General features: G+C 53.8%; 9 protein-coding genes and 1 pseudogene. 4 read left to right on the top strand and 6 right to left on the bottom strand.

Features of this window, described 5'->3' with window-relative positions; all coding sequences use genetic code 11:
- Positions 1-2: 2 nt before the first annotated feature.
- The 5 genes from T260_RS131770 to T260_RS131785 form a co-directional block, all read right to left on the bottom strand.
- Positions 3-446, bottom strand: a complete 444-nt coding sequence (locus tag T260_RS131770) for a hypothetical protein (protein WP_014194861.1) — start codon at positions 444-446, stop codon at positions 3-5.
- Complete coding sequence (locus T260_RS131775; protein ID WP_023633774.1) at positions 439-2,694, bottom strand: molybdopterin oxidoreductase family protein; 2,256 nt, start codon at positions 2,692-2,694, stop codon at positions 439-441. The genes T260_RS131770 and T260_RS131775 overlap by 8 nt, the downstream gene beginning before the upstream one ends.
- 4 nt (positions 2,695-2,698) lie before the next feature.
- Positions 2,699-2,923 (bottom strand): hypothetical protein, encoded by a 225-nt coding sequence (locus tag T260_RS131780; protein ID WP_014194863.1) that lies wholly within the window; start codon positions 2,921-2,923, stop codon positions 2,699-2,701.
- A gap of 92 nt (positions 2,924-3,015) precedes the next feature.
- Positions 3,016-3,192 carry a type II toxin-antitoxin system antitoxin gene (locus T260_RS1000000138690; RefSeq protein ID WP_023633773.1) on the bottom strand — a complete coding sequence of 59 codons (177 nt, stop codon included), beginning with the start codon at positions 3,190-3,192 and terminating at the stop codon, positions 3,016-3,018.
- A gap of 15 nt (positions 3,193-3,207) precedes the next feature.
- Positions 3,208-4,053 carry an SPFH domain-containing protein gene (locus T260_RS131785; RefSeq protein ID WP_023633772.1) on the bottom strand — a complete coding sequence of 282 codons (846 nt, stop codon included), beginning with the start codon at positions 4,051-4,053 and terminating at the stop codon, positions 3,208-3,210.
- A 273-nt stretch (positions 4,054-4,326) separates the two neighbouring features.
- Between T260_RS131785 and hutP the strand changes: the two genes are divergently transcribed.
- The 4 genes from hutP to T260_RS131805 all read left to right on the top strand — a co-directional run bounded on the left by hutP (position 4,327) and on the right by T260_RS131805 (position 8,435).
- Entirely contained in the window at positions 4,327-4,773 is a 447-nt protein-coding gene (gene hutP / locus T260_RS131790) for a histidine utilization transcription antiterminator HutP (protein WP_014194867.1), read from the top strand.
- 119 nt (positions 4,774-4,892) lie between these two features.
- Positions 4,893-6,407, top strand: coding sequence for a histidine ammonia-lyase (hutH, locus tag T260_RS131795; RefSeq protein WP_011229889.1), 1,515 nt, complete (start codon positions 4,893-4,895; stop codon positions 6,405-6,407).
- A 343-nt stretch (positions 6,408-6,750) separates the two neighbouring features.
- The gene (locus T260_RS131800; protein ID WP_171011207.1) at positions 6,751-7,479 is read left to right on the top strand and encodes a TerC family protein; all 729 of its coding nucleotides are present in this window, start codon (positions 6,751-6,753) and stop codon (positions 7,477-7,479) included.
- Positions 7,480-7,502: 23 nt separating this feature from the next.
- Positions 7,503-8,435, top strand: coding sequence for a D-2-hydroxyacid dehydrogenase (locus T260_RS131805; RefSeq protein WP_031212542.1), 933 nt, complete (start codon positions 7,503-7,505; stop codon positions 8,433-8,435).
- Between the two features lie 905 nt (positions 8,436-9,340).
- On the opposite strand, the pseudogene T260_RS131810 reads toward T260_RS131805, so the two are convergent.
- Positions 9,341-10,332: pseudogene (locus T260_RS131810) on the bottom strand (IS4-like element ISGka3 family transposase); the annotation flags it as partial.

Here is a 10,332-nt window from a genome sequence, read left to right as displayed (position 1 = left end):
GCTTATCCTCCTTCCGCATGGCGCCAAAGGCGGCTAAGCTGTTGAAAACGCGGCGTGACGATCAATAAACTTTCATAATGGCCGTAAGCGGCAGCCACCGTCGGCACGAGCCGCATCAGCGCGTACGTGAGCGCTTGAAGCGGCACGCTCGGGTGGAACCGACCGACCGCTTTGAGCATCTCGTTCGTTTCTGCCATGGCTTCGGCCGTGCGAAACAGCACGCTTAGATGATATTTTGCTTCGTTTCGTTCAAGCGGTCCGCTAAGAAGGGTGGAGACGTGTTCGCTGAGTTCTTCGGCCAATGCGGCGAGCCGTTGAAAAAGCGGATAGGTATACCGATGTTCTTGCACGTATGGGCGCAGCTGTTGCTGGATCGTTTCATTGGCCGCTTGAATGTCGCTGAGCAGACCGCTTATCTCTTTTCGATTGTCCCATTGTTCATTCATCGCGATCCTGTTCTCTCCCTAACCATTTTTCGACTTTGCAAACGCCGTTTTTAAAATGCGGCTGTTTTGACACTTGATCCCACGTATCGAGTGTCAGCTCGTTTGCCGCTTCCTGCTCAAGCAGTGATCCGTAGTGAAACGGAAGAAACACCATGCCCGGCAGCACGGAGTCGGTGAGGCGAGCGCGAACGATCACTTCACCGCGGCGGCTTGAGACGCGCACCCAGTCGCCCATTTGGATCTGCAAGCGGGCGGCGTCGTCCGGATGAATTTCCGCATACCCTTCCGGAGCCGACAGCTGCAAAAGCGGAGCCCGCCCGGTTTTCGTCCGCGTATGCCAATGGAAGACGTTGCGCCCGGTATTCAGCCAAAACGGGTATTCCCGATCCGGCCATTCGAGCGGCGGCGACCAGTCGATCCCGTACAAAATGGCGCGTCCGTTGGCGCCGATGGCGGCGAACTCTTCGCGCGTCCGCGCCCGTCCTGTCCGCATGTCGCGACCGTATGACTCAGCCTCATCGACAGCCGTCGGAAACACGTTGTCGGTGTACAGCCGTTTTTTTCCTTCGGGATATTGTTCGTTGCACGGCCACTGAATGCCCCCAAGCCGTTCGATTTTTTCATAGGTCATGCCCGACATGTCGCACGGACGACCTTTTGAGACGAGGCGCCATTCGTTAAATGCCTCCTCGGGTGTGCGGTAGGTGATGAGCGGACGCCCGCTTCGGTCGCGAAACCCCATGCGCCGGGAAAATTCGATCAGCAGCTCCAAGTCGGACGGCAAGCCGAACGGCGGGTCGACCGCCTTGCGAAGCACGTTGACGCGCCGCTCCAAATTCGTCATCGTGCCTTCCTTTTCTCCCCATAAAGCGACCGGGAGAACGAGGTCGGCGAACTCGGCTGTTTCGTTGAAAAACGGATCTTGGACAACAAGGAACACCTGTTTGAGCAGTTCGATCACCCGCTTGCGGTTCGGCAGCGAAACGGCCGGATTGGTGGCGATCACCCAAAACATGCGGATGTGCCCTTCCTCGATCAGCCGAAGCATCTCCATGACATGCGTTTGCGGGCCGACCGGCAGCGTCTCGACATCGACATTCCATAAATCAGCGATTTCTTGCAAATGTTTCGGGTTTTCATCGTTCCGGTATCCGGGGTAAAAGCCGGCGCCGCCGACTTCGCGGTTGGACATCGAGCTCGGCTGCCCGGCGTGCTGAAACGGCCCCGACCCCGGCTTGCCGATTTTGCCCATGATTAAGTGCATCGAATTGACGAGCGAGGCGGCGGCCGTAGCGTCCATGCTTTGATAGACGCCTTGCAGCAGTACGGTGACGGTTGTTTTTGACGTGCCGATCCATTCGGCGCACGTTCGCAAATCGCGTTCTGGCACACCGGTAATTTGTTCCACCACTTCGGGCGTGTAGCGGGCGGCCGTTCGCTCGAGCTGCTCATACCCAACCGTATAGCGTTCGATGTAGCCGCGGTCGATCCAGCCGTTGGCGATGAGCAAATGAATCAGCCCGTTTAAGACGGCGACGTTCGTGCCGCTTTTCGGCCGGAGCGATAAGTCAGCCATTTTTTGGCTGATGTCAAGGCGCGGGTCGATTTCCACAATTTTGGTGCCGCGCTTCCGCCGGGCATCGAGTACCCGCTCCCAGAGGACGGTATTCGTCTCGTTTGAGTTCCGGCCGATAAATACGATGACTTCCGCAACATCCAAATCGTCAAGGCAGGCCGGAGGACCGTCGGCGCCGAAGCTTTGGATAAGCGACCATTCGGCTGTCGCCGTGCATAGCCTTGTATTGGCGTCAACGTGGTGGGTGCGCAAACCGGCGCGGGTGATTTTCGCGATCGTATAATATTCCTCTAAATACAGCTGCCCGCTATGGTAAACCGCGATGCTCTCCGGGCCATGAGCGGAAAGTAATTCTTTCGTTTTTTCCACCAGCAGCGAAAGGGCATCGTTCCAGCTTGCCGGTACGAGTGTTCCGCTCCGGTTGCGGATGAGCGGCCGGGTCAGCCGGTCAAGGCTGTTGTTCGCCCACCATTGGTTTTCTCCTTTCGGGCCGAGCCGACCGCGGTTGACTGGGTAGCGGACATTGCCTTTAATGCCGACGATGCGGTTGTCTTTGACCGCGATGTAGCAGCCGCAGCCGTTCGAGCAAATGCCGCAAGTGGAATACACCCACTTGTCAATTTCGCCTTGCGTATATACGCACATATCTTCGCGCGGCGTCTCCCAAGCCATAATGTCATCTCCTCACGAAGGATAAATGATCGGTGGTGATAATCGCTCGCAGCTGCTGGTACGATGGATACGAAGATGTGTAGCGGATGGAACGGTACGGCAAAAACGGGGGAGGTGCAGGCGTCGTTGCTGCGTAGATGGGAAGCTGTGACGACGGCACACCTGTTTCAGCGCGAAACGGCGGCGTGATGAGCTGCCAAAAGGCAAGCGGCGGCAGCGAATGCGGCATCGGTTCGCCCCCTTTCAAAAAAGGCTCTGCTATCATTATATTTCTGTAACAAATGCCCATGACTGAAAAACAAAGAAGCCAGCTGTTGACAGCTAGCTTCTTTTTTGATCCGTTTTTCCTTTCCTGAGCCGTCCGGCCCGCTTGGCGGCTTCCCGCAGCAAAAACTCGATCTGGGCGTTGACGCTGCGAAACTCGTCCTGCGCCCATTGTTCGAGCGCGGCATATAATTCATGGTCAATGCGCAGGGGAAATTGTTTTTTCTTTGCCATCGCACTCCACAACCGTTAATATAGACTGCCGGTATTGATCACCGGCTGGGTGGCGCGCTCGGAGACGATCGCGACCATTAAGTTGTTCACCATTGCGGCTTTTCGTTCATCATCTAACTCTAAAATGTTTTCTTTGTCAAGCTGTTCGATTGCCATTTGTGCCATGGAAACCGCCCCTTCGACGATCTTTTTCCGCGCCACCAAAATGGCAGCAGCTTGTTGGCGTTGGAGCATGGCGCTCGCAATTTCCGGGGAGTACGCCAAGTGAGTGAGGCGCGCTTCCATCACCTCGACTCCGGCGACACGCAATCGCTCCTGCAGCTCAGCGGCGAGAACATCGGAAATAATATCGGCGTTGCCGCGCAACGTAATCTCGTTGTCGTCTTCAAACGTGTCGTACGGATATTTTGTCGCGACATGGCGAATGGCGGCTTCGCTTTGAATCTCGACGAATTGTTCGTAATCATCAACATCGAACACAGCCTTGGCTGAATCAATGACGCGGAAAACGACGACGGCGGCAATTTCAATCGGATTGCCTTGAACATCGTTCACTTTCAACTTGTTGCTCGTGAAGTTGCGCACGCGCAGCGATACTTTCTTTCGAACGGTGAGCGGCACGGTGAAAAACAGCCCGCTGTCGCGAATCGTGCCGAAATAGCGGCCGAAAAAGGTGAGCACTTTCGCTTGATTCGGCTGGACGATCGTGATGCCGGTCGCCAAGAGGGCGGCAAGGGCGAAGCAGAAAACGGCCAATAAGAGCTGCACTTGAATGAGGCTGACAAAACCAGCCATAACGAAAAGGGCGATGCATCCGATGCCGATAAATCCATCCATGCGCCATGCTTTTTGTTCTCTCATACCTATCCCCCTAATAGTGTCGATTTGATATTTATATGATATCATATAATCAAAAAAATGGAAACAGGGATTGATCATGTTAAGACGAGAAGAGGGATTCGCCCATAGCTCGCCACGAGGCAGATGTTTCTAACTATTTTCCATCCAGAAGCATAAAGGGCGATCGTTCAGCCTGTTAATGTTTTAATGTACTAAAAAATGGAAATTCATAATTGACATCGCATTCATTGTCATCATACAATAGAAAAAAAGACCAATAGGTGTGTAGAAGCAATGGAAACACGACAAGCGCGCATCGGCCGGCTGGCATTGTTGCTGGCGATGCTTGACGAGGGAGAGGAAGAAGCGGCCCTCGGCCAGCTCGAGGCGCTCGCTTGGCGCTATTGTCAAGGGCGGGTCGGGGCGATGGAGCCGCAAAAAATCGTCGCGGCAATTGAGACGGCGGCGAAACGGCATGGAGTGGTTGACGGTGGCTTGTACCGTGAGATGCACGCCTTATACCATGCGATTTTAGAGGCAGTGCATGGCGTGACGAGAGGGCAGGTAGAGTTAGGAGATTTGTTGAGAACCGCTGGCCTTCGTTTCGCCGTGGTGCGCGGTATGCCATATGAACAGCCGAACGAAGGGGAATGGATCGCCGTTGCGTTGTACGGGACGATCGGCGCTCCGGTGCGCGGGCTCGAGCACGAGGCGGCCGGGCTCGGAATCAATCATATATAAGACGGTCAGTGCCTAGAGCAATAAGTCATGAGGAGGCGAACGCTGCCATATGGCAGGGCGCCTCCTTTTTTGTTTGCCCAGGCGTTCGATTGAGAAAACAAACGAAGGGAGATGAAATGATGATCGTATTGACCGGGCATACATTGACGATCGATGAGGTAAGACGTGTTGTCTATGAACGGGAGCGGGTGGCGGCCGATGAGGAAAGCATGAGGGCTGTCGAGAAAAGCCGCGCGGCAGTGGAACAAGCGATCTCCAATGGACGGACGATCTATGGCGTGAATACGGGTTTTGGCAAACTCGCCGATGTGCGCATTGAAGGAAGCGACCTTGAACAGCTGCAAATCAATCTTCTTCGCTCGCACGCTTGTGCCGTCGGCGAGCCATTTGCCGAAGATGTCGTGAGGGCGATGCTTCTTTTGCGGGCGAATGCGTTGTTGAAAGGGTATTCCGGCGTGCGTCCGGCGGTCATTGAGCAGTTGCTCGCATTTTTGAACACCGGTATCCATCCGATCGTGCCGCAGCAAGGTTCCCTCGGCGCCAGCGGCGATTTAGCGCCGCTCGCCCATTTGGCGCTGGCGTTTGCCGGCGAGGGAGAGGCGATGTACCAAGGGCGGCGGATGCCTGCCGCCCAAGCGCTTTCACAAGCGGGGATTTCACCGCTTTCCCTTCAGGAAAAAGAAGGGCTGGCGCTTATTAACGGCACGCAGGTGATGACGGCCGTCGGAGCCCTTGCTTACTTAGAGGCGGAACAACTGGCGTATGACAGTGAATGGATCGCGGCGCTGACGATTGAGGCGCTTTATGGCATTGTGGACGCGTTTGACGCCCGCATCCACGCAGCCCGCGGGTTTCAGGAGCAGGTGGAGGTGGCGGAACGGCTGCGCCGCTATTTAGCTGGCAGCCAACTCACAACAAGGCAAGGGGAGCGGCGCGTGCAAGATGCGTACTCCATCCGCTGCCTCCCGCAAGTGCACGGAGCGTCGCTTAGGGCGCTTCGTTATGTGAAGGAAACGCTTGAAATCGAAATGAACGCTGCTACGGACAATCCGCTTATTTTTGCGGACGGGACGGCGCTCTCTGGCGGCAACTTTCATGGCCAACCCGTTGCGATCGCCATGGATTTGTTGAAAATCGCGGTGGCGGAGCTGGCCAACATCAGCGAACGCCGCATCGAACGGCTTGTCAATCCGCAGCTTAGCGAAGGCTTGCCGCCGTTTTTAAGCCCACAGCCCGGCTTGCAGTCGGGAGCGATGATTATGCAATATGTCGCCGCTTCGCTCGTGTCGGAAAACAAGACGCTCGCCCATCCGGCCAGCGTCGATTCGATTCCGTCATCGGCCAACCAGGAAGACCATGTCAGCATGGGAACGACCGCCGCCCGCCATGCGTACATGATCGTGCAAAACGCTCGAAAAGTGTTGGCGATTGAGCTCATTTGCGCTTTGCAGGCTGTCGAAGCGCGCGGCATCGAGCGAATGGCCCCGTCAACGAGGCAGTTTTACCATAAGGCGCGCCGCATTGTTTCCTCCATTACAGCTGACCGCGTCTTTTCTGATGACATTGAAGCGGTGGCGGCGTGGTTGAGCGAAAGGGCAAACCATCACTTTCTCCGCGATGAAGCGAAAGCTTAGAAGTCTAGTGAGAAAGAGCCAGGAAGTTGTGGGGTTGCAAGGTTTTTCAACTTGAGAAATACTGTTGGAGGACAGCATTTCCCCTTGAATCACCAGCTTTTTCAAGAAGGGCAAAGCATAGTGGGCGTAGAGGCGTGAGAGCGTTCAAGGATAGGTGTTTGAAAAAATGGTAGTTATATAGACCTTTTCCGCTAGAGATAGGGAAGCAGTCATCAGTGAAGATGGTTTGCTTCCCTAACTTTTTCTACGGAGTTCGGACGATGCAGTGAGCCTTCCCCATAATTGGTTAGGACGAGAGCATTGACAGTCTATTCCATTGTTGTCCCCCAGTCGAATTTGCAGTATGATGAAGAAGAGAGACAAAGGGGAAAGGGTGGGTATATCATTGACAATTTCTGCCGCGGCGCTGTTGGCGTTATGGAAGATTATTGCGATTGATATCATTTTGTCTGGGGATAATGCGGTCGTCATTGCGATGGCGACGCGGCGGCTGCCGAAAGACCAGCGAAACAAAGCGATTTTTTGGGGAACAGCGGGGGCGGTGTTGCTGCGCATCTTGTTTGCAGCCATCATTGTCTTTTTACTGAACATCCCGTTCGTTCACTTCGTTGGCGGATTGCTGCTTGTATGGATCGCCTATAAAGTGCTTGTCGAACGGGAAGAGGAAGCGAACGTACAATCATCAGACCGGTTGTTGAAGGCGATTGCGACGATTATCATTGCCGATGCAGTGATGAGCCTTGATAACGTTGTTGCTGTGGCCGGGGCGGCCGAAGGGCATCTTGGCATGCTGGCGCTCGGGGTAGCCATCAGCATCCCGATTATGATTTTCGGCTCCAAAGCGATCGTCCGGGTGATGGAACAACATCGATGGATCGCGTACGTTGGCTCCGGCATTTTGGCGTGGACGGCCGGAAAGATGATGGCGGGGGATGAAGGGGTGCTGCATTGGTTTCACCTTTCTTATGGCCCGTTCGTCTACGCGGTTGCCGCCGGCGTGACGATTTTGGTCGTGTCAGCTGGCTATATCACGAATAAAAAGGCCGAGCGTGAAGAAGGGACGTTGATTTGAGCGGTTGGGGGTGGTGTGATGCCATGAACATCCAACGCATTCTCGTGACGGGAAGGCTTTATGCCGAGCTTGCCGCCCTTCTCCCGGACAAGCGGCCGGATAAAGCGTTTCGCTTTGTGGCGGAAGAAGAATTGACGGCCAATGATTTCGCCTGGGCGGATGCGTACGTCGGCTTTCGTCCGGCCGGGCCGTTTTCGCTCGCCAATTTGCGCTGGGTGCATTCGCTCGGCGCGGGCGTTGACGCGTTTTTGTGGAAGCGGGAATGGAAGAAGAACGTGTTGCTGACGCGGACGATCGGGTCATTTGGCGAGCAGATCGCCGAATATTGCCTCAGCTACTTATTGCGCGACGCCCAATGTCATGACGTGTATGCATGGTATCAAGAACAGCGGCAGTGGAAGCCGCTCGCTCCGAAACGGCTTGGTGAACAGCGGATTGTCATTTATGGGACGGGTGAGATCGGCCGGCGCATCGCGGAAACGCTTCGTCTGTTCGGCGTTTCGCCGATCGGCGTATCGCGAAGCGGCCGAGACACGCCGCCGTTTTCGGCTGTTTGCCGCCATGAAGAGGCGGGGGAAGCGCTTGCTTGCGCTGATTGGGTGATCGCTGCGCTTCCGCTGACAGAGGAAACGCATCATCTCTTTGACGAGACGTTTTTTGCCTGTTTGCACAACGCGGGCTTTATCAATGTTGGGCGTGGGGCGACGGTTGATGAGACGGCGCTTATCGGCGCCTTGGAAAACCGAAATGTCCGCCTGGCGGTGCTCGATGTGTTCGAAGAAGAGCCGCTGCCGCCGCACTCGCCGCTTTGGGTTCATCCGAATGTCATCATTACCCCTCATATCGCGGCGCTGACATCAGCGGATGCCGCCGCCCATAGCGTTTTAGACACGCTCCGCCGCATCGAAACAGGAGCGCCGCTTGCCAATGCGGTCGATGTGAGCCGGCGGTATTGAACCGGCATTTCGCGTCTTAACCGCGTCACAAAGGTTTTTTAGTAATTTTTTTGACCAGCACAACGAGCGATGACAGCTCTTTTTTGGCCATCGCTCTTCCCTCCTTGTGACATTCAATGTCAATGCTTTCGTCCATGCCCAAACCTTCCACAATCTTTCGCTGATCAGGGGGAGCGGGCGGCCCGGTGCGTCCCACGTATATTCGGCTGCGATGTTGTTGGCCTTTGTCTCATAAAACAAGCGAATCGAGTCGCCGTTGTTGGCAAAAGGGGGAACATTGAAAAAAATCTGTCCCATTGCGGAAAATGCAGTTGATTTGGTAAATTCAGTTTTGTTATGATAACAATAGTTAAATAATCTATGGATTGGAAAATAGGGAAGGCGAAAAGCAAGGGCGAGTGGCTGGCGTTGGCAGTGGCCGTCCTTGCAAGCAGGAGTGTTTCGCTTCTCCTTTCAATCCGTCTTTCTAGGGTTCGAACGGTAGTTCACGAGTTTTATTGCCATTTGAGTTCAACTTTCTCATACTATCATAATCAATGGTGATGATCTGCTGAAAACGCAACTTGTTTCCACATCCCTTTGCGATTCCACAATGACCACGGAACCCACCTTTCTTAACTAGGCATCCAGCAGGTTTAACTCATTGTCATTGACTATATACATGCTCATGGAAAAATGAACATTTGCCTTCTCCTTCAACTAACTTCCTCCCCCCCGTGGCTCAGCTTGTAGATTGAGCCCGCAGGATCTGTAAAGGAAGTGTTGCAACGCTTAGGGTGTGCAGGATAACGGAGAGGTTAACTCTTCTTGTTGCATGTATATAGCTACTATATAGCTGTCATTAAAAGAGGAGGTGATCCACGAGATTAGGATGGCTCTGCGGTGTGTTTCTCAACTGAATTGGATTCGCTCAATTCCTTTTTCTGTTTTCGATAGAGCCATTCCCGCATTTTAAACATGACAGTGGAGCTGATCAATAAGGCAATCAATGTTCCATACAGGTGGCACTGAAAGCGAGCCCCTTTCATCGGTTTGAATCGATGAATGTGAAACAGGGATTTCCATGTCTTAAATACCACCTCAATCTGCCAGCGAAGAGAATACAGCGTATGAATTTCGTGCAAAGAGGTATAAATCGCTGGAATATTGGTGATATATACATATATTGGGTGGGGGCGTCGCGTCACGTACGCGGCCCCTTTTTGTTTCGCCTTCTGTTTCCATTGTCCTTCCTTCTGTCGCTCCTGTTCTTCTGTCAGCCGATACACAATAAGCCGCGGTTGATGAACTTTCTTTCCACTGACATACGCATGTTCCAGTTCCATGGTTTCTCCCGGTTGCAGCACCGCAAGGAAATCCTCTGGTTCCCATTTTCGAAATCGGTCCCCTTCTTTTTGGTAAATCCCTACATTGTGTTTGAGCCGTGAAATATAAAAGGCCCCGGCGTCATGAATGGCTTGCAATCCCTCAAGCGAAAAATAGCCTAAGTCTTTCAAACAAAGGTCTCCCTCTTGGATGGTCGATAGAAGGGACGCTCCGCAGGCGGCGTCGTGATGACGGGCATCTTCGACGTCCACATGGAGAACCTTCCCTTCTAGCCATTCATATTCCAGCTGAATTTTCACCCCAGGCCCCGTACATCCCTCGTAAATCCCCTGGATTTCAGGAGGCAGTTGAAACGACGTGGAATCGAGAATGCGAATCCGGAGAAACAGCGAATGTCTTGGACATAAGCGACGGGCCTCCTGAGTCTGATGAATGAGCAGTTTTTCAAACACCGCTTTGAGGAAACTCACCGCTTTTTCATGAAACCGTTGATTGAGCCCTTCCGCACTCAGAGAGGTGTTTTGCTTGAGAGCTAGAGCACTGCAAAGCTGCACCAATGATTTTTGACCGC

This window comes from Geobacillus thermopakistaniensis, assembly GCF_000498995.1.
In the GTDB taxonomy this organism is placed as follows: domain Bacteria; phylum Bacillota; class Bacilli; order Bacillales; family Anoxybacillaceae; genus Geobacillus; species Geobacillus thermoleovorans.
Note: the sequence above shows the minus strand (reverse complement) of the source record. Positions and strands in the feature narration are given on the sequence as shown.